This is a genomic window from Myxococcus sp. CA051A (genome assembly GCF_013336705.1).
Taxonomy (GTDB): domain Bacteria; phylum Myxococcota; class Myxococcia; order Myxococcales; family Myxococcaceae; genus Myxococcus; species Myxococcus llanfairpwllgwyngyllgogerychwyrndrobwllllantysiliogogogochensis.
The window spans coordinates 67,982-94,388 of sequence record NZ_JABUMS010000015.1 but is presented as its reverse complement, the minus strand read 5'-3'; the positions used below and the strand labels follow the sequence as shown (position 1 = coordinate 94,388).

General features: G+C 71.4%; 14 protein-coding genes. 3 read left to right on the top strand and 11 right to left on the bottom strand.

Annotated features, from left to right (window positions below; genetic code table 11):
* Nucleotides 1-31: 31 nt before the first annotated feature.
* Both HUA74_RS34130 and HUA74_RS34125 read right to left on the bottom strand, forming a co-directional pair.
* Nucleotides 32-1,714: an RCC1 domain-containing protein gene (locus HUA74_RS34130; protein WP_174457903.1), complete on the bottom strand. Its 1,683-nt coding sequence runs from the start codon at nucleotides 1,712-1,714 to the stop codon at nucleotides 32-34.
* 201 nt (nucleotides 1,715-1,915) lie between these two features.
* Nucleotides 1,916-3,514: a DUF1800 domain-containing protein gene (locus HUA74_RS34125; RefSeq protein WP_371817350.1), complete on the bottom strand. Its 1,599-nt coding sequence runs from the start codon at nucleotides 3,512-3,514 to the stop codon at nucleotides 1,916-1,918.
* Nucleotides 3,515-3,785: 271 nt separating this feature from the next.
* Here HUA74_RS34125 and HUA74_RS34120 point away from each other — a divergent pair, with 271 nt between their 5' ends.
* The gene (locus tag HUA74_RS34120) at nucleotides 3,786-5,648 is read left to right on the top strand and encodes a protein-arginine deiminase family protein (protein WP_174457901.1); all 1,863 of its coding nucleotides are present in this window, start codon (nucleotides 3,786-3,788) and stop codon (nucleotides 5,646-5,648) included.
* Nucleotides 5,645-6,562, top strand: coding sequence for a hypothetical protein (locus HUA74_RS34115; RefSeq protein WP_174457900.1), 918 nt, complete (start codon nucleotides 5,645-5,647; stop codon nucleotides 6,560-6,562). Before HUA74_RS34120 ends, HUA74_RS34115 begins: the two co-directional genes overlap by 4 nt.
* A gap of 3 nt (nucleotides 6,563-6,565) precedes the next feature.
* Here HUA74_RS34115 and HUA74_RS34110 read toward each other — a convergent pair whose 3' ends face one another.
* The 7 genes from HUA74_RS34110 to HUA74_RS34080 form a co-directional block, all read right to left on the bottom strand.
* Nucleotides 6,566-7,270: a response regulator transcription factor gene (locus HUA74_RS34110; protein ID WP_141642968.1), complete on the bottom strand. Its 705-nt coding sequence runs from the start codon at nucleotides 7,268-7,270 to the stop codon at nucleotides 6,566-6,568.
* Nucleotides 7,267-9,090 carry a HAMP domain-containing sensor histidine kinase gene (locus HUA74_RS34105; protein WP_174457899.1) on the bottom strand — a complete coding sequence of 608 codons (1,824 nt, stop codon included), beginning with the start codon at nucleotides 9,088-9,090 and terminating at the stop codon, nucleotides 7,267-7,269. Before HUA74_RS34105 ends, HUA74_RS34110 begins: the two co-directional genes overlap by 4 nt.
* An 8-nt stretch (nucleotides 9,091-9,098) precedes the next feature.
* A complete protein-coding gene (locus tag HUA74_RS34100) occupies nucleotides 9,099-10,517 on the bottom strand; it encodes a von Willebrand factor type A domain-containing protein (protein ID WP_174457898.1) in 1,419 nt (472 codons plus the stop codon).
* A gap of 118 nt (nucleotides 10,518-10,635) precedes the next feature.
* Nucleotides 10,636-11,304, bottom strand: coding sequence for a D-alanyl-D-alanine dipeptidase (ddpX, locus tag HUA74_RS34095; RefSeq protein ID WP_174457984.1), 669 nt, complete (start codon nucleotides 11,302-11,304; stop codon nucleotides 10,636-10,638).
* Nucleotides 11,305-11,306: 2 nt separating this feature from the next.
* Entirely contained in the window at nucleotides 11,307-11,999 is a 693-nt protein-coding gene (queC, locus tag HUA74_RS34090) for a 7-cyano-7-deazaguanine synthase QueC (protein WP_141642965.1), read from the bottom strand.
* Nucleotides 11,999-12,598, bottom strand: a complete 600-nt coding sequence (locus tag HUA74_RS34085) for a hypothetical protein (protein ID WP_174457897.1) — start codon at nucleotides 12,596-12,598, stop codon at nucleotides 11,999-12,001. Before HUA74_RS34085 ends, queC begins: the two co-directional genes overlap by 1 nt.
* Nucleotides 12,599-12,618: 20 nt before the next feature.
* Entirely contained in the window at nucleotides 12,619-22,167 is a 9,549-nt protein-coding gene (locus HUA74_RS34080) for a flagellar hook-length control protein FliK (RefSeq protein ID WP_174457896.1), read from the bottom strand.
* Between the two features lie 152 nt (nucleotides 22,168-22,319).
* Between HUA74_RS34080 and HUA74_RS34075 the strand changes: the two genes are divergently transcribed.
* Entirely contained in the window at nucleotides 22,320-24,908 is a 2,589-nt protein-coding gene (locus tag HUA74_RS34075) for a protein kinase (RefSeq protein ID WP_174457895.1), read from the top strand.
* A 40-nt stretch (nucleotides 24,909-24,948) separates the two neighbouring features.
* Here the strand turns inward: HUA74_RS34075 and HUA74_RS34070 are convergent, their stop codons facing one another.
* Both HUA74_RS34070 and HUA74_RS46085 read right to left on the bottom strand, forming a co-directional pair.
* Nucleotides 24,949-25,257: a hypothetical protein gene (locus HUA74_RS34070; protein ID WP_246137197.1), complete on the bottom strand. Its 309-nt coding sequence runs from the start codon at nucleotides 25,255-25,257 to the stop codon at nucleotides 24,949-24,951.
* A gap of 184 nt (nucleotides 25,258-25,441) precedes the next feature.
* A complete protein-coding gene (locus tag HUA74_RS46085; protein ID WP_254625370.1) occupies nucleotides 25,442-26,395 on the bottom strand; it encodes an NlpC/P60 family protein in 954 nt (317 codons plus the stop codon).
* Between the last annotated feature and the right edge of the window lie 12 nt (nucleotides 26,396-26,407).

Sequence of the window (26,407 nt, the reverse complement as noted above, 5' to 3'; positions counted from 1 at the left end):
TGGGTGGGAGGCGCGCTGATTCACGCATCCATCAACGCAAGGACGAGAGAATCGGGGTGAGGTGGTGGTTGCCCTCCGTTCCGTTGCCGGCCTGTCCACCCGTGTTGTCGCCCCAGGCGAAGACAACACCATCGGCACGCATGGCCAGGGAATGGTCGAAGCCCGCCTTCACCGCCACCCCTCGCTCGAATCCGCCCACCAGCACCGGTGAGAGCCGCGTGACGACCGTGCCATCCCCCAACTGCCCCTTGTCGTTCAACCCCCAGGCCCAGACCGTGCCATCCGCCTTGAGCGCGAGCGAATGACGCGATCCCGCTGACATGGCGACGATGTCGACGAGGCCTGGAATCATGGTGGGTGTATTCCGGAGGGTCGTCGTGCCATCACCGAGTTCACCGTTGCTGTTATTCCCCCAGGCCCAGAGCGTGCCATCGGACTTGAGTGCGAGCGAGTGAGCATTCCCGGCTGAAATGGAGCTGACACCGCTCAGCCCCGGCTTCTGCACGGGGAGATTGTTCTGCGGCGTCGTGCCATCGATTCCCCAGGTCCAGACGGTGCCATCGGACCTCAAGGCCATGCTGAACCTGCTTCCCGCCGACACCGAGATGATTCCCGTGGGGGTCGTCGCCTGGACAGGGACACTGGTGGAGTCGTCCGTTCCAGTCCCAAGCTTCCCATAGTAACCCGCCCCCCAAGCCCAGATGGTTCCATCCCAGCGCAGCGCAAGGGAATGAAAGGGGCCTGCCGAAACCATTCGGACATTGGTGAGGTTCTGCACCTGCGTGGGAGTGTAGTGGGCAGAGGATTCGGTTCCGATGCCGAGCTGGCCAAAGAAGTTGTTGCCCCATCCCCAGACCGTGCCGTCGGAGCGCAGCCCCATCACGCTCAGATACGAGGACGACACCGCCTTCATGCAACTCAACACCGATACTCGCAGCGGATTCTGCGCGGAGTGGTCCGGAGGGAAGTCGTTCCCCAGGCTGCCATGTCCGCTGTAGCCCGCGCCCCAGATACTGGCGTCGTTTCGCACCGCCAGCGAAGTATCATCCCCCGCGGCCAGCAAGGACTGGGGAGAGAAGACATCTGCTTGCGTCTGGGGAAAGACGGCGCCCAGGCTTCCACAGTCGGTCATGAGCCGGAACGTGGATGAGAGTCCGGCGTATTGCTCGAAGTCGACATCACTGACCTGGAAGGTGTGTGAGACCTCGTATCGATTGACGACCAGACCCGTGAGGGTATCCGTGTAGCTGTCGAGAAAAGTGACGCTCAGCGGAGCCGTCGTGTACGCACTGTTCGTCCCGCATCCCGGGGCCTGGGTGAGCCGGGTCCGCGCATAGGAGCCACTCGCACCCGGCAGCAGCGCGATGTCGGCCGGGACAGGCTGCAACCATGATACGCGGACGCTGCGAACGCCGTTGCTCCCCGTGACGGTGTAGCCACGGTAGGACGGCCTGGAGGTATCGGCGTAGTCGAACTCACAGCCCGGGTAGTCCACCTGCGCCCTCACGGTGCGACCGGTGGGGGCATTGGCGCTCAGGTGGTGCTCGACGCCTCGTGCATCCACATAGCCACTGGCCACCGGAAGGTCTCTCGGGTGTCGCTCCAGCAGGACCTCGGTGGAGGTTGCCTCCTCGAGGCTCGCGACCTCTTCGTCGCTCCCTCCGACCTGACAACCCATCAGCCCCACCACGATGGACATCACCGCGACACGCAAGGTAGCGCGTGAATCCAGGCACCCCGCATGCGACTCGATGGATGTACTTCCGGCGCACCGTCTCGGATGAAACATCTTCACAAGGAAGCTCCTGACTCGATTTGGACCGGGCAATCCATGTGACACCCAGGCCCCTGCCGAAAATTACGGCAATACAGGCAAATCTAGCAAGTCAGTGCCAGATGCCTGACGAGCGCAACGCTATTGCCGTTGAAACTCGGGTGAGCCAAGCAGCAACCCCGCGATGAGCTGCACGTCGACGGGGCCTGGTTCTCCTTCAGCGCTGGCGGCCTCGGTGCGACGAGACAGCGCCGCGAGCACCGTGGCCCGTGTCTCCGCCGAGGGCGCTGTCCCCAACAGCGTGTGCCCCAATGTGTCCACCCAGGCCTCCGCCGTGGGTGTCGCTGGCGTGGCGAGTGACGAAAGTGTCACACGCGCTCCGGGAAGCCGCCCCGACACCAGATCCAGACTGAAGTTGAGCCGAGCCACCAGCGCGCCACTGTTCACCCACGGCGCCGCCCCTTCCGGAAAGCCCGTGGGCGCGGGCGCGCGGTAGAGCGGCTCACCCATCCTCGCCAGCGCCTGCACCAGCCGGGGACGCACCTCCACTTGCGCCCTCGTCGCACGCAGCGCGGACACCACGAACTCGAACGGCGTCTTCACCTTCGCCCCTCGTGCCTCGGGAGCCCAGAACTCCGGCGAGTCGATGAGCGCGCGATACACCGTGGGCAAGTCCCCGTCCGAGTCGAGGAACACCTTCGCCAACCGGTCCACCAACGCGGGCGGCGGCGTGTCCGAGACGAAACGCCGCGCCAGCTTCGTCGCGAGGTGCCGCGCGGTCGCCGGGTGACGCGCGAGCAGGTCCAGCACCTTCTCTCCATCCGCCTCGCCACCGCGCGCGGGGATGACCTGTCCGAGGACCTGCTTGGCCTCCGTGTCATGCGCGCGTCGTCGGAAGAAGAACTCCGGCTCTCGACGAGGACGGCGGATGCTCCAGCCCGTGAAGCTGCGCGCCACCTCCCGCACGTCCTGCTGCGAATAGCCTCCGTCCACGCCGAGCGTGTGCAGCTCCAGCAGCTCCCGCGCGTAGTTCTCATTGAGGCCCGGCCTCGGCTCAGACGCAGTGGGGTCCTCGTCGTCGCCGTCCTCCTCCATCGTCGGCGCCACGTCGCGCTTCGCCATTCGCCGTGCGGGCCTCGGCATCCCGTCGCGCGTGCTCCTCCAGTTGTCGAGATAGAAGAGCATCGCCGGGTGGCGCGCCGTCGCCCCCAGCAAGTCCCTGAAGCGCCCGAGGACATGCGGGCGAATGGCGTCACGCTCGTATGACGTCACCATCCACCGCACCGCTCCTTTGTCCGCGGACACGTTGAAGTGGTTGAACCAGAAGTCCACCAGCACCTCCTCCAGTGGATTCGGTCCCTCCACCGCGCGGAGCACTTTGGCGGCGGACAGCTCCAGGCCAATACGCGCGGGTGGCAGCAGCTCCCGGCCATCCAGCAGCGCCTGCTCCCGCTCCTTCTTGCCGGGGTAGTCACTGACGAGCTGGGTCATCGACATCGTCAGGGTGGGCAGCTCCTGGAGCTTCGCTTCCAGCACCGGTGACACCGGCGCGTCCCGCCGCGCGAGTCGCGCCTCCACCCAGCCCCGCACGCCCAGCGCGCGGACCTCGGCCAGGTCACGCTCCGACGGACCGAAGGCCCACCGCTGAAGCAGGTGCACCTCCGCGCCCGGACCGAAGTCTGGCGGCGCCTCACTTCGGACAGGGTGTGGGCTGCTCGCACATGAGAGCAGCAGGGCCACCAGGGAGCAGAGGGACACAAGGCGCATGGCGGGAACTGAACCCGCGGAGGCGCCCGAAGTTACAGCGCGTTCAGCCTCGCTCGCCTGCCCTCCCCCGGGGTCGCCTCGACGGAAGCAGACGCGATGTCAACCATCACTTGCCTCGCGAAGGCCGCCCCGGGACGCACCCGATGTTGCTTGAACCCGAGGCCAGGATGCATGTCGTATGAACGCAAACGATGGGTGGGTGCCCCCCCGGCACCGGACCGGTCATCCATCCACCCGGACCTTCATGAGCCTACCTCCCGAACAGCGCGTCACCTCCTGCGTGCCCCTGGGCGTGCTGCTCTCGCTGGTGCTGTTCAGCGGGTGCTCCGCCTTCGACTCGGGCAACGACACGAGCCAGAACTCGGACCGGCTCACCGCGCCCTTCGAGCCGAATGTGAATCTGCTCGCGGATGTGAACCGCGATGGCGTGGTGGACGCGGAGGACGAGGCGGGCGAGGACGCGTGGACCGCCGACCGGGGCGCCATCTTCCTGGCCAACATCGACGATGACCAGGAGATCTGCGCCTTCAGCATGTCCTCCTCCATCCTGAGTGATGACGCGCTGGCGGCCTGCAACGACGCGCGGGACTCGGAGGTGAATGGGGACGAGGACCTGTTGGACCTGGCGCGGCTGCGCGTCGAGCGCTGGGCGGACGCGCCGGGCTACGCGGTGGGGAGCATCTCCGTGACGGGGCCCGCGAGCGACAAGGTGCGCCTGTTCAAGCAAATCGATGGGGAGTTCGTCTCGTTCCGCATCGCCAACGTCCTGCCCCTGTCAGCGAAGAACCTGCGCGAGGGCGTGAACATCGCCATCGAGGCCAACGACATCGCGAGGGACCCGGCGGAGTGGGACGGGTACGCGGACGTGGTGCTGTCCATCTACCACGTGGACCGGCCGCAGGAGCGGTTCCAGGACACGGTGCGCCTGCGCGTCGCGCCGGTGGTGCTGTTCCATCATCTGACGCCGGTGCGGAACGTCTACGTGTCGCGGTTGGATATCGAGGACTCGTCGCGCTTCCGTGGCGATTTGGGCAGGGCCCTCGCCGAGTCCGGGGAGCCGACGGCCTTCTCCGAGTTCGCGGTGGAGGACCTGTGGGCGCAGGACTACTTCGAGCCCGCATACATGTCGATGCCCCGGCTCGAGGGTGGCGGCGCCCAGCACGTCATCCAGGTCAACTACCGTTCGGCCAACGTGAACTGGGGCGCGACCAAGGCCCCGCTCCGAGAGGCGGGCCGCATCGTCTACTGGCTCCGGGGCAGGAACCAGGCGGCGGTGCAGCAATACCAGACGGGCATGTCCTCCGAATCCCAGACGCTCAACTCCCTGGGCAACACGGAGGTCATCCCGCCCTACGAGAAGGACGGCGTGAAGTATCCCCTGGGGCGGCTCTTGCGCGGCCGGGGTCCCGACTCGGAGCCCGACTTCCAGCCGGACCCCAGCTTCACGAAGATGCTGGAGGCCCAGGCCGTGCAGCCCCCGGTGTACCTGGACACGTCCTGGCTCGCCGTGGCCCACGTGGACGAGACGCTCAGCTTCCTTCCCGCCGACACGCCTCGCGGCTGGATTGCGCTGGTGGCGGACCCGGCCCAGGCGCGGCGCATGTTGCAGAACGCCCAGGCCCAGGGACATGGCGAAGCGAAGCTCTTCACAGGCATGCGCTGGCCGTATGACCGGCCCGCGGAAGCGACGGTGTCGGAGCTGTTGAACCATGCCGGGGTGATGGACGCCAACGCGCGGGCGGCGCTCGAAATCGACGAGCAGTTGCTCATCCTGCGTGAAGCGACGGGCCTTACCGACGATGAGATTGTCCGCGTGCCCTTCCTCTTCCAGAACGCGCCGAACGGCGCGACGGCGCTGCAACCCGGGACGGTGAATCTCCTGTCGGTGTCCCGCTCGCTCGTCATCGCGCCGGACCCGCACGGGCTCGTCATCGACGGGAAGGACATCTTCAAGGTGCAGCTCGAAGAGGCGCTGGCTCCTCACGGCATCCGGGTGCACTGGACGGACACCTGGGACCTCTACCACCTGGGAGGTGGCGAGGTTCATTGCGCGACGAACAGCGCGCGAGAAGTGCCTTCAACGAAGTGGTGGGAGAGCGGCCGATGAGTCACGCACTGTCCGCCGGCCTGGGCGCCGCGCTGTTGATGCTGTTGTTCACCTCGCCCGCCACCGCCCAGACGGCCCCTGTGGATGGACTGGGCGAGCTGCGAGAAGAAGTCGCCCGCGCGCGGCAGCAGACGCCCGAGGCCTTCGCGCGCCTGGAAGCGGTCATCCCCCAGGTGGAGGTGATGGACTCACGCAAGCGGGGCACCCTCGCCGCCGCCGCGCCGCTGTTCCGACAACTGGGTGCGCAGGCGCTGTGGCCCATGGTGGAGCGACTGGTCTTCGACGCGGGCCTGGCAACTCAACCCGCGCGCGACTCGGCGAAGCTGGCCCTCCAGGTGGGCATGGTGGAGGCCACCGGGGACCTGCGGGACGCGCGACTCCTGCCGCTGTGGAAGACCCTGCTGGAAGGCGCGGAGACGCGGAGGCCCGCGCGCCGCGCGGCGGCGGTGGCCCTGGCGAAGCTGGAGTCCCCGGAGGCCGCGGCGCTGCTCATCACGCTGTCCCCCCAGGAGGGCTTCCGCGGAGAGACGGTGCGCGAGGCCATGGGCCAGTGTCGCAGGCTGGTGGTCGCCCAGGCGCTGGCGGATGCCCTCGCGCGCACCCCGGCGCCCTCGGAGGCCCGGCGGCTCGCCGTGGCGCTGGGCGACATCGGCTCCTTCTGGGCGTGGAAGACGTCCCAGCCGAAGGCCGCTCCCGAGGAAGGTGACGTGCGCCGCGTGGCCGCCGAGGCCCTGGTCAACGCCTGGCTGAACTACACCGGAGACGTCCAGCAGGCCCTCACCCAGGCCCTCATGCGCGTGGATGCGCCGGAGACGGGAGCCCTCATCCAGTCGATGCGGGCTCGCACGCGGGAGTCCAACCACCCCGCGCTGGAAGGCCTGTCGCGGCGGATGGCGAACAACCCGCTGCGCTGAGCGTCAGGGCGCCTCGATTTCCATGCGGTAGCCCACGCCGCGCACCGTCTGGATGGCGAAGCGCGAGGCGCTGTTCCACCCCAGCTTCTTCTTCAGGCTGGAGACGAAGTTGTCCACGGTGTGCGGGTCCACGACGATGTCACGGCCCCACACCGCGTCGAGGATGTCATCGCGGCGCAGCACGCGCTCACGCTCGCGCACCAGGAAGGCCAGCAGGTCGAACTCCGTGCGCGTCAGCTCCACGTTCGCGCCCTCGGGCGTCTCCAGCTTGCGGCGGTCCAGGTCCATCCGATAGCCGCCGAAGCGCACCTGCTTCGCCGGAGCACCGCCACCCGCGCGGCGCACCAGCGCGCCCACCCGGGCCAGCAGCTCGCGCAGGCGGTAGGGCTTGCCCAGGTAGTCCTGCGCGCCCGCCTCGAAGCCGCGCACGACGTCATCCTCCAGCGTGCGAGCGGTGAGCATCAGCACCGGCGAGGTGACACCTTCCTCGCGCAGCGACCGGCACAGCGTGTAGCCGTCGCCATCCGGCAACATGACGTCCAGGAGGATGAGCTGGAAGGCACCGCGGGCCAGGTGCTCGCGGGCCTCGCGCACGGAGGCCGCCTCTTCCACGGCGTAGCCTCCCTGATGCTCCAGGCTGTCGCGCAGCGCGAGCCGCAGGTTCGGGTCATCCTCCACGAGCAGGATGGTGGGCTGGGTGGGGTTCATAGCGTCGCGTTGGGGGGAAAGGAGAGTTCGAAGGTGGTGCCCTCGGAACTGGAGGCCACCACGCGAAGGGTACCGGAGTGCAAGCGCATGATGCGGCGACACAGCGCGAGCCCCAGGCCACTGCCGGGGACTTCGCGCCCCTGCCCGGGCAGGCGGACGAACTCGCCGAAGACGCGCTCCCAGTCTCCCGGAGCAATGCCCACGCCGTTGTCGGAGAAGCGCACGCGTCCACCCGGCAGCGCCTCCACGCGCAGGCGCACGGGGACGCGGGTGTTGTAGGCGCAGGCGTTGCGCGCGAGGTTGGAGAGCAACAGGCGCAGGAGCTGGGCGTCGGCGCGCAGCTCCAACTCGCCCACCTCCGCCTCCAGCTCCACGGGGATTTTCGACCAGGCTTCCAGGTCCCTGCGCAGCAGCGACACCAGCTCGTCCAGGCGCACCGGCTCCAGCCTCGGCACCCAGCGGCCCTTGTCGATGCGGTTGAAGGACAGGAGGTTCTCCACCAGGAAGCCCAGCCCATCCGCCTCGCGAACGATGCGCGCCGGATAGTCCCGGGCGTCCGTGCCTTCGGCGAGCCGCCACTCGAGGGTCTCCGCGAGCAGGCGGATGGAGGCCAGCGGCGTGCGCAGCTCGTGCGACACCGTGGCCACGAAGTCGCTCTTCAGCTCCAGGAAGCGGTACTTGCGGTGCTGCGCGAGGAAGGCCAGCGCGGCGATGCCCAAGGCCAGCCCCGCGCACAGCACCACCATGCCCGTCTTCAAGCGGTAGCGGCTCTCCAGCGCGGCCTGGGCCCGGGCCCACTCGGGCGTGGCCACCGACAACGGCAGCGCGTCCAGCGACAGCACCGCCGCGTCCCCGAGCAGCCGCACCTTGCCCTCGGTGTCCAGCAACCCGCGCTCGCGCATCTCGCGCGTGAGCGACTCCAGCAGCTCCGACGCATCCACCGCCACGCCTCGCACCTGGTTGCCACCGCGCGGCTCCAGGTACCAGCCGGCGCGCACCAGGGCCGGGCCCGGGAGGGACGCCGGCAGGGGCAGCGGACGGGCCGTCAGCTCGCGAGCGCGTGACTCGAAGTCGTCCACCGGCGCGCCCACCTTCGTGGAGAGCGCGGCCACCCGCTCGAGCAGGAACTGGAAGTCCACCGGAGTGAAGCGCGAGCGGCGGGACAACAGCAGCCGCTGGAGGCCATCCAGCCGGCCACCCTTGCCGTCCGCCAGTCCATCCCGCACCAGCGCCTGCATGAGCTGCGGCACCGGGTCGCCGCGCTCCGCCAGCGACTCCAGCACCACCAGCAGGCCCGGCACGTCTCGCGTGGAGGCGAGCACGTATTGAGAGCGATGCTGCAAGAGCGCCATCAACGCCACCGTGGAGGCGCGACGGTCTCCCCTCGCGAGCGCCAGCTCCACCGCCCGCGTCCTCACGAGCCGCTCCGCCCACGGGTCTTCCGGGTCCTCCGACACCTCCGTGCCGGCGCGCAGCCGCGCATACCGCTCGCGGGCCGGCGAGACGTCACCGGTGTCGTGGAGCGCGAGGCGGGGCAGCACCTGCGTGCCGCGCTCTCGCAGGTAGAGGCCGGTGTCGGGAGCCAGCGGATCCGCCACCGCGGCCTCAAGGGCGGGCTTCGCGGCCTCCAGCTTGTCGTGCAGGGACTGCGTCAGCGACGCGCGCGCGTACTGCTCCAGCGCCTCGCGCCGCGAGTCGAGCGAGAGCCGGGCGTCTTCCCGCTCGTTGGCGAAGATGCGATGGAGGTAGCCCAGTCCCCAGCCGAGCCCGACGAGGCCCAGCAGCAGCGCGACGAGCATGGGCAGCAGCCTGCGGAGCATGCTCGCGGCTACCTTCCGGGGCCCGGGCCCGTGTCGGGGTCCATGGTGGACAGGGAGCCTGGGGGGCCGAAGCGGTCCTTGCGTTGGTCCAGCGCGCCCGCCTTCTTGATGAACGCGCCCAACTCCACCACATCCGGACGGCTCACCAGCGGCTCCCCGATGTCCTGCCAGAGCGCGTGCAGCCGCGGCCAGTCGAGCGTGCGCGTCCAGTAGGAGCCGCGCAGCTTCTCCGCGAAGGCGGCGGCCACGTACACAAGCCGCGTGGAGGCGGCGACGCGCGCGGAGGACGAGCGCAGGACGCTGGAGGGCAGCAGCTTCTGCACGCGGCGCCACATGGTGTTCTCGCCCTCTTCATAGAGGACGCGCAGGGTGCCGAAGGCGATGGCGGGCCCTATCAGCTTCACCTCGTAGATGGCGGTGACGGACGCGCCCGCCGCCAGCGGCACGGGCTCTGGCTCCGCGTCATCGTCGAACGGCTCCGGCGTGGCGGACTGGTTCTCGTACCCCACCAGGCGGTAGCGGGCCACGGCCTTCCGGTCGAACTCCAGTTGCACGCCCACGTCGGTGAAGGACTCGCGTGCGCGCACGCTCACTCGCACCACGTGGTAGCCCTTGCGACTGGGTGACGGGAAGCCCTCCACGTGGATGACGAACGGGCCCACCACGTCGCCGTCCTCGCCCACTTCGAAGCTGTTGACGAAGTCCTCCACCCGCACGGCCTCCTCCGCCGGCAGGGAGTCGCGCTCCAGATAGCCTCGTGTCAGCGCGTACGAAGCCGTGCTCACCTGGAACGTATACGTGGAGATGCGCTCCTCCTCCGTGTCGATGGTCGGATTGACGCCGTGGCCCCGCGTGTCCGAGTCGCGCAGCGGCTTGCTGCCGGGAGCGAAGAGGCTCTGGTTCGTACCGTCGGGCCCGAGCACCGAGAGCTGGGGCAGCGCCCACGGTGGAGCCCGGTCACGAATGTCCCCGGCCCGGGGGACGACCATCCACGCGACACCATCTGACTCCAGGCGCAGCGGGGGAGCGAACGGAGCCAGCGGAGCGAAAGCGTGGGACGCCGTGCCATTCGTCGCGGCGGAGGGCGGGGACGACGTCACGGGCGCAAGCTCCACCTGCACGGTGAGCGTCTGGCCCGACTCCACCTTCACGTCCGCGCGCGTGACGGTCTGGAAGGACTCCTTCTCGAAGCGCAGCGCGTAGAGACCCGCCGGGAGCTGGGCGAGCTGGTAGTGGCCCTTCGCGTCCGTCAGCACGGTGCGCGGCGCCGGGAGCATGGGGGACGTCGCTGAGACCTTCACCCCCACGAGGGGCTGCTGGCTCCGCGCCTGGAGGACCGAGCCCGCCACCGTGCCCACCTGTGCCCACGCCGACGTGGCGAGACACAGGAGGACACCGCACAGGGAGCGCAAGAGAGCGGTCTTCATCGTGGGACCAACGCGGACACCGGGCGGAGCCTTCCCTTCGGATTCAGCCCAGCGTGCCGCAGTTGGAGCCCGGCTGCATCACGGTTCCATCATGGAGCCGGGGCCTTGGACTCTCGCGCTACTTCACCGGAGCGAAGGGCACGTCCAGCACCGGCCGGGACTTCGCGTCCGGCAGGTCATAGTGCCACCACTCCATGCGGTTGGGCGAGAAGCCCGCGCCTTCCATCGCCTCTCGCAACACCTCGCGGTGTTTGCGCGACGCCTCGCTGCCACCGGCATAGCCGTGGTGCGCCTCTGGCGTGAAGGTGTCGAAGGCGGTGGGCATCTCCACCTCCTTGCCCTCCAGCGTCACCATCGTCAGGTCCACCGCCCCACCCCGGTTGTGGTTGGAGCCCTTGCGAGGGTCCGCCACGTAGCCGGGCACGGGCATGATCTTCCACATCTCCCACTGCACGGCCCGGGGCCGGTAGCAGTCGTAGACCTTGAGCCGGTAGCCCTTGGGCCGCAGCACGTCCGCCGCCGCCTTCAGCTTGCGCGCGGACTCCGGCAGCAGCAGGCAGCGCGCCGTGTCCGGATACACCTGCTTCTTCAGGAAGTTGTCCGCCGTCGCGTAGCGGAGGTCCAGCGCCAGGTCCTCCACCACCGTCGTCGCATCCACGAGCGGCGCGATGTCACCCGCCTTCGCGCCCTTGGCCTTCGTGGGCTTCGCCGCGCCACTGTCCTGGGCCAGCGCCGTGCCGCTCACACACAGCCCCAGCACCACCACCCACCCCAGCCGCGTCGTCATGCTCATGCCCCCACCGTGTAGCGCGTCGGGTCCGGGACTCCCGCTTCCTCGAAGCCCTTCTTGCGCAACAGACAGCTGTCACAGCGTCCACAGGCGAGCCCCTGTGCATCGGGGTCGTAGCAGGAGTGCGTCATCCCGTAGTCCACGCCCAGCCGCGTGCCTTCGCGGATGATGTCCGCCTTCGTGAGTCCGGACAGCGGCGCGTGGACCGTGAAGCTCGCGCCCTCGACGCCCGCCTTCGTCGCCAGGTTCGCCATCGCCTCGAACGAGCGGATGAACTCCGGGCGGCAGTCCGGATAGCCGCTGTAGTCCACCGCGTTGACGCCGATGTAGATGTCCGTGGAGCCCACCACCTCCGCGAGCCCCAGCGCCAACGAGAGGAACAGCGCGTTGCGCGCGGGCACGTACGTCACGGGGATGCCGTGGCTCATCTCATCGGCCGGCCGGTCCTTCGGCACGTCGATGTCCGCGGTGAGCGCCGAGCCGCCAATCTGCCGCAGGTCGATGCTCACCACCCGGAAGTCCTTCACGCCCATGGCGCTCGCGACGTCCCGCGCCCGCTCCAGCTCCACCACGTGTCGCTGTCCGTACGCCACGGCGAGACACACCGGCTCGAAGCCCTTCGCCTTCGCCATGGCCACGCACGTCGTGGAATCCAGGCCACCCGAAATCAACACCACCGCTCGCTTCGCCATCAGTCCCTCCGCACTCCCTGCACCTTGTACGCCGTCTTGCACGTCGCGGGAGTACACGTACAGGAGCCCGGCAGGAAGACATCTGTCAGCGAACCACACGCCAGGGACACGTCGTAGCCGTTCTCCGTGGGAGCAGGCGGGCTGCCGTCGGGGACGCCTCCGTCGAACGCGTTGCAGTCCCGGTTGAGCACGCGCGCCTGGCTGTCACTGAAGATGGTCACCTTCAGCGACTCCTCGATTTGCGAGTCCTTGCAGCCGGTGCCGCACGAGGCGCGCGGCGCCGTGGCACGGAGCGCGGAGTCGACAAGCTGCCCCTCGTACTTCGCTTCGCGGTCGAAGCCCTGCACGGTGAACCAGCCGGTGCCACCGTCGTCGTTCTTGGAGAACGTGCCCTCGAAGCGGAACACGCCGCCGTCGTCGAGCTGCGCGAACTCCGGCATCGCCGCGTCGCAGGTGGTGTTCGCCGGGTCCAGCCGTGCCTCGAACTGGAAGGTGCCCAGGAGCTGATTGCCCGGGTACACGGGGTCCGAATAACAGGCCATGGCCGTCACGACGGCGGCGGCGGGGAGGACGGAGAGGGCAATGTGCTTCAGGCGCATACGGCGCGGAGGCTACACGGCTACCCGACGTCGAGCACGCAAAGGGCCACGGCACGGAAGGCGCCTCCACGTCCGAGCACCGCGCCCACATCCACCCGCGCTGGGTCACTCCCGCGCACCTCCGCATCCAGCCGCGCCAGGACGCGCCCCGCGGCGAGCGAGGCGGGCACCGCTCGGAAGGCCGCCACCGCGGCGGCCTCGAAGCCGGGCACCTCTCCAGGACGAGACAGCTTCACGCCGTCCTCGCCCAGCACGAGGGCCAGCGCGGACAGGTAGCCCAGCTCCACCGAGCCGAAGCACGACAGCGCGCCCGCGCCCAGCACCAGCGCCTCCGAGCTGACCAGGTACCCCTCCACGCCACCCGAGGGGTCCACGTACACCCGCAGGCCGCTGGCTCCCAGCGACGACAGCAGGGGACGCAGCGCGGCGAAGAGTCGGGGGAAGCGCTCGGCCGTCACCTGCAGCGAGTCCGCGGGCAGCGCATGCTCGAAGCCCGTGGGCACCGGCAGCGCGGACACGGATGCCGCGGGCACCGTCGCCGTGCTGGAGGACAATGCCGCGCCGACACCGTCCGCGCGCTCGGCGGCGTCCTGACGCTCCAGGAGCCGCAGGGCCTCCGCGAAGAGCGTCCAACCATCCACGTCCAGCGGCGCCGCGCGCAGCAGCTCCGGCCAGACGCGCACGGCGAACGGCGCGCCTTCAATCACCGGAGAGAGCCGCTCACATGCGAGGCGGAGGACCTCTGGAGACAGGACCCCCGCGTCGAAGAGGCGCTCGGCGAGCCGGGCCGCGGGAGACACGAGCTGCGCGTCCAGATAGCCGCGGAGGATGGACTCCAGCACCCCAGGCTCGTCGGTGAGCCGCTCGCGCAGCCCCAGGGCCTCGCCCGTGAGGCCGCGCTGCTCCGCCAGCCTCGCGCGGCGAGCGAGCCGCTCCTCCGTCTCCGGCAGCGCCTCCAACTGCGCGACGGCGTCCGCCACCTGGCCCAGGACCTCGTAGGCATCCGCCAGTCGCTCGCGATGGGGCGTGGCCGCGTCGGGCCCCTCCTCCACCGTCAGCCGCTCCGCGAGCGACACGAAGACAGCGGGCTCCTTCGACTCGTCCACCAGCGCCAGCAGGTTGCGCAGCGCGGGCAGGCTGGTGCCATCGGTGTCCAGCGCGCGCTCGAAGGCCGCGCGAGCCGCGTCGGGCTGGTCCAGCGGGCTCAGCAACAGCTCGCCGTGCTCCAGGTGCAGCGCGGCCAGGACGCGGGCGTCCTCCTCCACCTCGATGAGCCGCGCCAGCGAGCGCGCGGCGGCGTCGAAGCGGCCCAGCCCGAACTCCAGCGTGTGACGCTCGCGCAGCAGCGGCTGGCGGCGCGACGTCCATCCCTCCGCCGCCATGGCCAGCGCTTCCACGCGCGCGGCATCAGACAGGGCGCGCACACGGCCGAGCACCGCTTCCGAGAGCGCCTCCGGGTGCTTCTCCAGCCCCGGCAACAACAGGGTGAGCCGGGTGCCGAAGTTCGCATCGGACGACAGCTCGTCCAGGGCCCGCAGGCGCTGGAGCGCCGGGGCATCCGCCGCGCGAAGCACTTCGTCACGCAGGGCGACGGCGAAGGGCTCGTCACGCGTGACGGAGAGGGCCGCCAGCTCCAGCAGTCCTTCCGCGTCGCGCTCGGCGCGCAGGCCGTCCGCGAGGGCGGAGGCATGGGCCGCATCCGCGTCCGGCTGAGCCACCAGGGCCCACAGCGCCTCGCGCGTGCGCGCCGTGTCGCCGGCCTGCGCGGCCATGGCCAGCGCATCCGTCAGCTCTCCGGCGGCCATGGCGGGCGCGAAGCCCACCTGGAGCGCGCGAGTGAAGGCACCCAGCCGGCCGAAGCGCTCCGCCAGCTCCGCGGGCGCGAGGATGTCCGGTGCTTCGGTGGCGATGCGCTCGATGACCTCCAGCGCTTCACCGTGCTCGCCCGCCTTCTCCCAGAGGTCCGCGGCCTCCAGCAGCAGCGGCGGACGCTCCTCCGGCGAGGCGAGCCGCGCCGCCTGGAGCAGCGCCTTGGCGGCCCGGGGCGCCTCACCCAGGGCGCGATGCAGGTGGGCGACGCGCATCGCCGCGTCCACGTCCGGCTCGGTCGCCACGGCGGCCTTCGCCGCCTTCAGCGCGTCCCGCAGGCGCCCCGCGCTCTCGAAGGCCCGAGCGGAGGACAAGAGGAGCACCAGCCGCTCGCGACCGGAGACCAGCTCCGCGCGAGCCACCTGCACCTCGGCCCGGCGCGCGGGCTCATCACGCAGCAGCTTCTCCAACTCCTCCAGCGCGACGGCATAGCCCGCGCCCGAGGCGCCACGCTCGACGACGGCTTCGAGCGACTCGCGGGCCCGCGACACCTGGTCCGAGTCGCGGAGCAGCGTGGCCAGCTCCAGCCGCAGGACGGACGCCTCGTCGGCATCCTCCAGGTGAGGCACCAGTCGCTCCAGCGCCTCCAGCAGCCGCGTCGTCTCCCCCCGCTCGCGCAGCCCCGTCACGAGGGCGCGCAGCGCGGTGACATCCTCGGGGGCGGCCTCGGCCGCGCGCTGGGTGAGTTCCCAGGCCGCGTCCACGTCCGCGAGCGACTCGGCGGCCACGGTGGCGGCGGCCAGCAACAACTCGGCGGCGCGCACGCCACCAGCGGCCTCGGCGCCGGACTCGTACACCGCCAGCAGGTCGCCGTGGCGCCCCAGCGCGCGCAGGCCCGCCACCGCGCGGTCGATGACGGAGGCATCCGCCGGACGCAGTCGCGCCAGCGGCAGCAGCGCGTCGATGGCGTCCTTCGGGTCGTCGAAGAGGTCCGCCGCGCGGCGGTACAACACCTCCGCCGTCGCCGTGTCTTCCGCCCGCCGGGCCAGTTGCAACGAGGCCCGGTACAGACCCGGTGCGTTGCCCGTGCGCGAGTGGACTTCCGCCAGCAGCGACAGCGCCTCGCGGCCGCGCTCGCCTTCCGGCTCCAGCGACACCACCGACTCGAAGGCATCCGCCGCGTCGTGGTACGCGTTCGCGCCCAGCGAGGCATGGCCCAGCCGCAGCCACGTCCGCGCGCGCACCGTCACGGGCAGCGTCTCGCCACCGGCCGACAGCAGGCGTCGGTCATACGGTCGCGCGGCGGCGGGGCCTCCACTCTGGGCCGCGAGCTCGGCGCGCGCGGACAGCGCCTCCACGTCGTCACCCGAGGAGCCCAGGTACACGTCGAACGCCTCGGCGGCCAGCAGCGCCTCGCCCGCGTCCAGCAAGCGGGTGGCGCGCTCGCGCAAGAGCGGCAGCGCTTCCTCGGGAGGCAGGGCCGCGGCGCGCACGGCCAGCAACTCCGACAGCCGGCGCACGTCTCCGGCCGCGCGCTCGCGCACGCGCTCGAAGGCCTCCGCGCTCGCGGGGCTCAACTCGAAGGCCCGGTCCTCGCACAGCAGCGCGCGCTCGCGGGCACCCGCCGCGCGGAAGGCCCGGGCGGCGGCGAGGTAGCTGTCCGCGGCGTCAGCATCCGACTGGCGCTGGGCCCGGCGCAGCATCAACTCCGCGAGCGACTGCGGGTCCTCGTTCTCCTCCAGGAAGGCGCGGTGCCGCGAGAAGACAGGCTCGCGGAAGGGGTCGGCCTCCAGCAGCACGGCGTCGAACTCGGCCGCGTCCGCGTGACGCTTTACCTCGTGCAGCAGCTCCGCCGCCTGCGCGGTGAGGTCCAGGTCATCCGGGCGAGCGGACCGTGCGGCGATGAAGGCCGCCGCCGCCGCGTCCGGGCGCCCCGCCCTGTCGCGGTACAGCACGGCCGCGCGCTGGAGCAGTGCCGCGCGGCGCTCCGTGTCCGGCTCACCCTCGGCGCACTCCTCGTACCAGGCCGCCAGCTCCGCCAGCCGCCCGTCCCGCTCCAGGAGGCGGGCCAGCAGCGTCTCGGCTTCATCCAGCGAACGGTCCTGCCGCAGCGCTCCGCGCAGGAAGCGCTCCGCCTCTTCCGTATCCGCGAGCACGCCCAGGTGCAACTTCGCCAGCCGCAGTCGCAGCGCCGCCGCTTCCTTCGCGTCGTCCAGCAGGGGCAGCGCGCGCTCCAGCCAGAGGGCCTCCGCGTCGGCATCGTCCCGGCGCTCCGCCAGCGCCGCGCCCAGCCGCGCCGTGCCCAGGTCCTCCGCCAGCGAGAAGGCGCGGTCCAGCGCGCTCTCCGCCGCGGCCAGGTCCAGCTTCACATCGCGCAGCAATTCCGCGCGCCGACGCTCGCACGCGGCGGCCTCGGGGGCGCGCCCGCGCGACTCCAGCAAATCTCGCGCGTCCGCCAGTGCCCGGAGCGCGTCGTCCGCGCGGCCCGTGGCCTCCGCGAGACTCGCCTCTTCTTCATGGGCCGCGAGCGTCGCGGCCACGTCGCCCACCTGGAGGCTGAGCGCGGCCACATGGCGCAGCTCCGCGAGCAGCTCCAGCGAGCGACCCGTCTCGCGGTAGAGCGAGGCGAGCTGGAGGCGCAGCGGCAACGGCATCGTCGCCATCTCCGCCGCGCGCGACAGCAGCGACGCCGCCACACCCGCGTCGGCGAGCGCGGCACGCGCCTTCTCCGCGAGCACCACGAGCCGCCGCACCGTGTCCTCGGAAGGCGCCAGGGCGCGCGCGTGGGTGACGAGCACCTCGAACGCGCCGCGCGGGTCGTCCTTCTCCAGCAGCGCGGAGAGCCGCTGCACCGCGGGCTCGCACAGCGGCCGCTCGACGAGCAGCTTCCGGTACGCCCCCACCGCGCGCTTCGTCTCGCCCGCGCTCTCCGCCAGCTCCGCCAGCCGCAGCCAGGTGGCCTCGGCCGCGTCGGCGCTCGCGGTGAAGTCCGCCGTCGAGGCCAGCGTCTCTTGGAGCGGCAGGGCCTCCAGCACCGCGCCGCGCAGGTAGAGCAGCTCCGCCAGCGACGCCAGCTCCGCGCCTCGCGCCGGCACCAGGGAGTGCGCCTTGCGTGCCAGCTTCAGCGCGCGGTCCAGGTCCTGGGCATCCCGCGCGTACGCGGCGCCCTCGCGCAGGAGCGTGGCCGCCTCGGACGTCGTGGCGCTCTCGGCGGCGGTCTCCAGCAGGGCCGCGGCCTCGCGCAGCTCTCCGCGCCCGGCCACCAGCGACACCAACCGGCGTCGCACGTCCGAGTCGCCGGGAGCGAACCGCAGCGACTGTCGCAGCGCCGCCTCCGCGGGGGCCGGCTGCTCCAGGCGCTCCAGGTAGAGCGACGCCAGCTCCGCGTACATCGCCGCGGACTCGGACGGCGGAGCATGAGGCGCCTCGGCCGCGAGCAGCTCCGCCAGCGCCGCCCAGTCCTCCAGGGCCCGCAGCGCGCGCTGCAAGGAGACGGTGGCCCGCGCGTGACGCGGGGCCAGCGCCAGCGCGGCCTGAAGGCTCCCGCGTGCCTCCGCCAGCTCTCCTCGCGTCTCCAGCAGCGTGGCGCGAGCGAGCAGGGCCTCGACGCGGCGGGGCGTGGGGCCCTGGCGAGCGGCCTCGGCGAGCGCGGCGGCTTCCTCGTCCGGGCGCTCGTCGCGGTGGGCCAGGTCGGCCAGGGTGAAGAAGGCGTCACAGCGCTCGGCGTCCGACGGGGACAGCGCCACCGCGGAGACCAGCGCCTCGCGCGCGAGCCCCCGCTCATCCTTCTCCGCCAACACGGTGGCCAGGGCGAGCAGCCGCTCCCGAGCGCGCGTGCCCAACTGGGCATCGGCGACCACGGCGCGACGCCACACTTCCAGCTCCCCGGCCTCGTCTCCGGACTCACGCGCCAACTCCGCCAGCGCGAGCAGCAGGGCCGCGGGACGGCGGGCCAGCGTCGCGGCCTCGGAGAAGTCCTCGCGCGCGGCGGAAATCCGGCCCGTGGCGCGATGGAGCACGGCGCGACGCGCGAGCAGCTCCGAGCGGTCCTCGCCCGTCGCGGACGCCACCAGCGCGCCCAGCAACTCCAGGCGCTCGGCTTCCTCGTCCGAGGAGCCCGTGCCCGGAGGCGGCAGCAAGTCCAGCAGCGCCTGCGCCGCCCAGGTGTCCTGCGGCTCCTCCAGTCGCAGGCTGCGCAGCGAGTCCACCGCCGCGCCGGCACGACCGAGCACGAGGGACAGCTCCGCCAGCTCGCGACGGGCCGCGCGCCGGGGCTCGCCGGACAGGCGCGGCCACAGCTCCACCAGCAGGTCCGCCAGCGCCTCGCGAGCGCCGGCCTTGCGGTGCAGGTTGACCAGCTCCACGCGGGCGTCGAGGTCCTCGGGAGCCCGGATGCAGTACTCGGACAGCAGGCGACGCGCGGAGTCCGTCCGGCCCGCGCGCACGGCGGCGCTGGCGGCCTTGCGCGTGAGCGCCACCCGCTCCGCTTCCCGGGGCGCGTCCGCGTCCACCGGAGGCAGCGCCAGCACCGCCTCGAAGTCCTCCAGCGCGGAGCGCGCGTCGGTGGGCAGCTTCAGCTCACCGCGTCGCTGGCGCGCGGGCGCGAAGGACGCGTCGCGCTCCAGGGCCTCGGCGAGGAACGCCTCTTCGCGACTGGTGCCCGCCGCCAGCAGCGAGGCGCGGTAGAGCAGCTTCGCGCCGGAGCGGTCCTCCGGCACCAGCGCGGCGCGGCGCGCGTACAGCCGGGCCGCTTCCAGCTTCTCGCCCCGCTCCAGCTCCAGCTCGGCCAGCGACTCCAGCACCTCGGCCGCCAGCGGCCCCTGGGGACTGGCCTCCAGCGCGGCCGTCAACCGCAGCAGCGCGGCGGCCTTCTCGCCCCGCTCCAGCAGGGCACGGGCGCTCTGGAGAAACAGCGGCGCGGCTTCCTCGGCGCGGTCGGCGCCCATCAGCGCCTGGGCACGGCCCGCCCACAGCTCGGCCAGCGCCTGCGTCTCGCCCGCCTCCGTGTAGAGCGACTCCAGCCGAGCGGCCAGCGTGTCATCCAGCCGGCGCAGCGGAAGCGCCTGCGCGTACGCGGCGATGGCGCCTTCGCGGTCGCCCAGCATCTCGCACGCGCGCCCCAGCCGGGCGCGCACGTCCGCCAGCTTCTCCGGCGCCGCGGTGCGCGGCAGCGTGGACAAGAGCGACTCCAGCGCGCGTCGGGCGTGCTCGGGGCGCTCGCAGCGCAGCGACAGGTCCGCCAGGTCCAGCAGCACGGCGGAGTCCGGGGCCAGCCGCGCCGCCTTCTCCAGCGCCACCAGCGCGTCACCCACCCGACCCAGGCGGGCCTCCAGCACACCCGCCAGCTCTCGCAGCGCCGCGGCGGCGAGCCGCTTGTCGCCCTGCGCCTCCGCCACCCGCGCGCGCTCCTCCAACGCCACGGCCAGCCCGGCCATGTCCGCGCGCTTGCGCTGCAGGGCGCACAACTCGCCCAGCGCGGGCAGGTCATCCGGCTCCGCGCGCAGCACCTCCTGGAGGGAATGCACCGCCAGGTCCAGGTCGAAGGCCAGGTCGCGCGCCGCCACCGCGAGGCGGCGGTACTTCTGCGCGCGCTCCTTCACGTCCGGCGCCAGTCGCGCCAGCGCGGACAGGCACCGAGTCAGAAGCGGTCCGTCACGCCGCGCCTCGGCCAGCGCCAGCAGCGACTCCAGCGCGGGACGGTGGTCGGCGTCCGCCTCCAGCGCGAGCAGCAGCAGCTTCTCCGCCTTCTCCGGCTGCTGGAGTCGGCCGCGATACAGCTCACCCGCCTCCGCCCAGGACGCGGCGCGCTTCGCCGGCTCGTCCTGGAGCGCGGCGGACTTCTCCAGCGCGTCGGCCAGCTCCAGCGACTTCCCGGTGATGCGGAAGTACGGAATCAGCTCCTCGAGCGCCACCGCGTCGCGCGGGTCCAGCGACAGCGCGGACTCCAGGTGCTCGCGCGCACGCGCCGGGTCTCCCAGGCGGGAGCGGTACAGCCGCGCCAGCGCATGGTGGCTGGCGTGCGCGGCATGGCGGACACCTTCCGAGCGCGGCGCCGGCCCCGCGAGCTCCAGCGCCTGCTGGTAGCCCGCGAGCGCCTCCTGCAACCGGCCCAGTCCTTCCGCCACGCGCGCGGCGGCGAACAGCGGCTCCGCCTCGCCGGGCAGCAGCGACACCGCCTCGCGGTAGCGCAGGAGCGCGTTCTCCGGCTGCTTCAGGCCCTCTTCCCACACGCGGCCGGCCATCAGGTCCGCGTGGCCCACGCGGTCCAGCTCGTGCCGGGCCATGGACACTTCACGCAGCCGGTCCAACGCCTTCAGCGCGCGCAGGTGCTCGCCGCCCCGGTGACACAGCTCGCCCAGCAGCAGCAGCGCATCCGACTGGTCCGGCGACAGTCGCAGCGCCGCCTCGCAATGCAGGCGCGCCCCCGCGATGTCGTCCTCCGTCTGCGCGCACAGTCGAGCGAGATGCACGTGCGCGTCCGCGGCCTCATGCGGGTCGCGAGCGAGCGCCGCCAGCCGACGGTACGCCCGCACCGCGCCCGCCTTGTCCCGGGCCTGGTCCGACGCGCGCGCCAGCGCCTTGAGCGAAGGCAGGTGGTCCGGCTTCAGGCCCAGCAGTTCGTGCAGCGCCTTCACCGCCACCTGGGGCGCGGTGTCTCGCGAGCAGCGCGCCGCCGCCTCGGCGGAGAAGAAGGCCGCGGCCTCCTCCGAGGTGCGACGGGCCAGCGCGCACAGCGCCAGGTAGCGCTCGGCGGCGCGGGCACCCTCGCCCCGACGCTCGCGCACCACGGCCTCGCCCCACAGCGCGGCGGGACTGCGGTCTCGACGACGCTGCAGCGTGGCGGCCACGTCCAGCGCCAGCTCATGCGCCTGCGGGTCCGCCACCAGCAGCGAAAGCAGGCGCTCGGCCGCGAAGGGGTGCGCGTCCTGCGCGTCCCCGGCCTGGAGGTACTGCTGTCGCGCCTCGGCCAGCCGGCCCTGGGCAACGAGTCCCTCCGCGTCCGCGAAGGCCCGCGCGCCCTCCAGCGTGAGGAGCAGCTCCTCGTCGGGCGCGGACGGCGGAGGCAGGCCACCGGCCGCGAAGCGCAGGCGCAGCCCCGTGCTGGACACCTCCGCGGCGGACAGGCGCGCGGTGTCCAGCGACGGCATCTTGTACCCACGGCTCACCGCCGCGAGCTGACACAGCGCGGGCAGCACGCGGGTGGAGAAGCCTGAGGCACCGCGCACCTCCACGTCCGGCACCAGCGCCAGCGCGCCCACGGCCGCGGACAGGAGCCCGGGCACCTGCACCGACGGCGTGGAAGAGAACCCGTAGAGGCGGACGTCGTAGAGATAGACGGCGAGCTTCTCCCCGTCCGCGTCGAAGGCCACCTTGAACGTGAAGGGCGTGCGCTCCGGCGCGGGCAGTCGGCCCTGTCCTTCCAGGTACCCGGGACGGAAGTGCAGCCGCACCTCCTCCAGGCCCGCGAGCCGCCCCGCCAGCTCCGCCACCCGCCGCGTCACCAGGTCCGCGTCGACGGACAGCTCCAGGAAGCCGAAGTGCAACTTCTTGCGCTGATAACGCGTGGCACCGGCGCTGACGTTGAACGGGAAGCTGACGTCCGGAATCTGGAGCGCGAAGTCGGAGATGCGCAGGCCCGGCACGACTTCCAAGGCCGGGAAGCCCACGAACGCCCTGCGGTCCAGCAGGCGCAGCTCGGGTGCGGCGGCGCGCGCATCGGGCGCCGCGGTGGGCTTGGGGGAGTCGCTCTCGTTGGCCATCGCGGGAGCCTGGAAACTACCACGGGGTCCAAGCGCCCGAAATTTATGACAATCCCCCGCCCGGGGGGCAACCAACGGGGCTGGGGGACCCCAGGGCCGCATGTGTTGTTCGTCATGCGCGCCGGACTGAAGTCGGACAATATGCGCCCGGCGTGCTGGCTCCCGACTCCCTCGTCCTCGACGGTCGCTTCCGAGTACTCCGTCCCTTGGGTTCGGGCGGAATGGGCGAAGTGTACCTGGGTGAACAGGTCTCCCTGGGCCGCAAGGTGGCCATCAAGGTCCTTCACCACGACCTCAACGCCCAGCCCGGCATGGCCGAGCGCTTCAAGCGCGAGGCCCGCCTCCTCTCCGCCGTCGAGCACCCCGCCGTGGTGCACATCGTCGACTTCGGTGAGTCCGGCGACCACGCGTGCCTGGTGATGGAGTTCGTGGAAGGCGAGAGCCTCTACGATGTGCTCACCCGGGGCGCCATGCCGCCGGGGCGCGCGCTGCCGCTGCTCCACCAGCTCGCGGAGGGCCTGTCCGCCATCCACGAGAAGGGCATCATCCACCGGGACCTGAAGCCGGAGAACGTCTTCATCTCCCCCGGCGTGCGCGGCGAGCAGGCCCGGCTCCTGGACTTCGGCATCGCTCGACTGGTGGAGCCGGACGCGCAGAGCAACGTCAGTCAGGTCGGCGTGGTGCTCGGCACCCCGGAGTACCTGTCGCCGGAGCAGGCAGTGGGCGCGAAGGTGGACACGCGCAGCGACCTGTACACCTTTGGCGTGCTGACCTACCGCGTGTTGTCCGGACGGCTTCCCTTCGATGGGCCGCAGGCGCGCCACTTCCTCGCCCAGCACGCCTCCCACGCCCCGCTCCCGTTGGACAGGGCAGCGCCTTCCCTGTCGCGTTACATCGGCCTGCTGTCGCTGGTGATGCGCCTCCTGGAGAAGAACCCCGCCAGGCGGCCCCAGAGCGCGCACGAGCTGGCGGATGCGCTGGCCGCCGCGCACTCGTCGCTGTCCGCCTTCACACCCGGCCTGGGCACGCCCGCCTACGTCAGCGCTCCCACCACCAGCACCACGCCCTCCGGCACGTCCGTCTTCGGCGCGGGAGAAGCCACGAGCACGGGCCCCAGCGGGACGTCCGTCTTCGGCGCGGAAGAAGCATCAGCTCCGCTTCCGAGCCGCTCGAGTCGAGGCACCGCCGCGTTCGGCCTGGAGTCCTCGACGGGCCCCGACAGCGCGGCGTCCGCGCCGATGGCGATGCGCACGGGCACGGCGTCCTTCGGCACGCGGCCCTCGCTGTCTGGCAGCACGTCGACGGTGAAGCCTCAGAACCTGACGGTGATGCTCACCGACATCCAGGGCTTCACCGAGCGCACCAGCCGGCAGACGCACGAAGAGAACGCGCGGATGCTGGAGACGCATGACCGGCTGCTGATGCCCCTGGTGCGAGAGCACGAGGGACGCCTCGTGCAGAAGCGCGGCGATGCCCTGCTGGTGGTGTTCCGCTCGCCCACCGCCGGCGTGTTGTGCGGCATGGCCATGCAGGACCGGCTGTGGCGCCACAACCAGTCGCTGCCCAATGAGGAGCGGCTGCACGTGCGCGTGTGTCTGCATGCCGGCGAGGTGCTGCTGACCGCCGACACCGTGCTGGGCGAGCCCATGGAGGTGGTGGAGACGGTGGAGCACGTCGCCGCCGCGGGACAGGTGACCTTCACGGAGGCGGTGAACCTGGCGCGCAATCGCGCAGGAGCGGACGTCGAGCCGTGCGGCTCCATCACCCTCCCCGGCCGCGAGGAACAGCTCCAGCTCTACCGCTGCCAGCAGGCGGCCGAGGGGCCTCCCTTCGGCGGACGTTTCGAGAAGCAGAACGCCCTCATGGTGCGACTGGCCCCCGCGGTCCAACGGACGCGCGCGGCGCTGGCCCCCATCTCCCAGCGGGTGCGCTCTCTCGGAAGCTCCCTGCGCACGGCGACAAGCACGCTGGGCGCGGGCCTGTCCCGACTCGGCGCGGCCCTGAAAATCCCCCCGAAGCTGAAGGAGGGACTCGGCAGGACGGTGGTGCTCGCGCGCGCGAAGCCGCGTCAGGCGGCGGCGGTGCTCGGAGCGGTGGTGCTCCTGGGCGGCGGCGTGGCCCTGGTGGTGCATCTGAACAGCCCCGCCGTGCGCGCCATGTCGCTGCTGAAGGCTGGAAAGAGCAACGAAGCGCTGGCGCTGCTGAACGCGACGTCGAACGAGGAGCAGAAACAGCCCTCGGTGCGGCGCGCGCTCGCGGCGACCCACCACGCGCTGCGCAACCACGACAAGGAGCGGGTGCTGCTCGCCACGCTGGACGTGGACGGGCGCGCGGAGGTGGAGGACTCCGTGCTGGATGGGCTCGCGGAGGACTTCGGCCGCGGCGACATCGACGAACCCGTGCGCAAACTGCTGGCCACCCTCCCGAAGGAACGGGTGCGCCCTCACTTCGAGTCCCTCGTCGAGGACGAATACTCGCTGAAGCAGTGGGGGGCGCTTCGCTACCTGGACTCCTCGGAGCTCGCTGCCGAGGTAGACCTGGTGGTGGCCTACTCCAAGGCCCTGGAGGCGAAGGAGTGCGGCGTGCGCAGGGCCGCCGCGAAGCGGCTGGGCGTGCTGGGCAACACGGACGCTGTCCCCGCCCTCATCCGACTCGCCGAGCTGGGCAGCACCAAGGGCGGCGACTGCGGCCAGGACGAGGCGAACCGGGCCATCCAGAAGTTGAACAAGAAGGGCGGCTGAAACCCGGGAGGCGTGTCACCCCCGGCCCCACCGGTGGTGCTCAGTCGTCGCGCCGCGCGTGGCCCTTCTTCTTGCCCTTGCCATGGCCATGACGGTGGTCGTCGTCATCCCAGTCATCGTCATCGTCCCGGTCATCGCGCCGGGCCTTCACCTTCTCGTCCACCCTGAGCAGGTTGCGGGAGAAGGCGTCGTACTCCAGATGCAGGTGGCCTCGCGCACCGGGAGCGGCGGCGAAGAACTTCACCTTCCAGATGTCGTTGCCCGTCCGGTGCGCCTCCTTGAGGCGGCAGTCATAGCGGCGCGAGCGACACTCACCGAAGCCCCGGTCCACCGCCTCATTGTAGGACATGGAGGACGGCCGCGAGGGCGGAGGAGGCCGCGGGAGCGAGGGGCGGTTCGGCGGGCGCGCATGGAGGTGACAGCCCGAGGCGAGCAGCAACCCACCGATAAGCAGCACGATTCTCATGCCGTCATGACGCATCAACCGCACGGAGCTTCAAAGCCACGCGGGGTGTGAGTTGACGACTGGAAAACTACAGTCCATCGGGAGACGCGAAGGCCACGAAGAGTTCGCCGGTGAGGTACGCGCGCGCACCCTTCGTCGCGGGCCGGAGGAAGTCATTCACCACGGGGCCACCCTGCGCGAGCTGATGCTTCTCCGGGTGCGACAGGTTCATCCGACTGCGGGCCACACCCTTGCTGCCTCGGTGGATGAAGGTGACGGTGCCATCTTCTGCCACACCCTCCACCACGCCGACATGGGTCATCCCGTCATTGCGACGGCCGTCGCGGTTGCGGTCATACGTCTCGCGGAAGAACACGAGGTCTCCGGGACGCGGCGCGCGGTGGTGCAGCCGCTTGCCGTCCGTGGCGCGACGGAAGATGGCGGACACGGCGTTCTCTCCCGCGAGGAAGCCATGCGCGACCAGGTCAATGCCGGCGGAGAGATAGGCCAGACGCACGAAGCCAGAGCAGTCGTTCGGCATGCCCCGGCTGACCTTCGCGAGGTTGCGCTCACCGACGAGCTGCATGGAGCGAGACACGATGAGCCGCGCCAGTTGCATCGGCGTGCGGTACGCATCCCAGAAGCCCTCCATGTCGGTGGCGGGGCGCACGACGAGGGCGACGGCCTCCAGCGCGGCCGCGATGACACCCGTCACCAGGGGGCGCTCCTTCTCCTCGAGGACGACAGTGGACACGACTCGCGGCGCCACCTCGGCGTGCGGCGCTCCCTCGGCGGCTTCCGGCGTCGCCGACTCACTGCTCTTCACCGTCGTGGGCGCCTGAGCGGAAGCCTCGGCCGCGGACCCACCCGGTGTCACCGCCCCCACACCCTCGGCGGCGGGTGCCGTCACGACCTGCTCGGAGGGTGCCACCGCCGCGTGTGACGGGACCTCCAGGGCGGTCCCCACTTCGCGCGACTGCACGGTGGCACAGCCGATGAGAGCGCACAGCGGAACGGTGGCGAGCAGGCGAAGACGGGACAACCGAAGGACCTT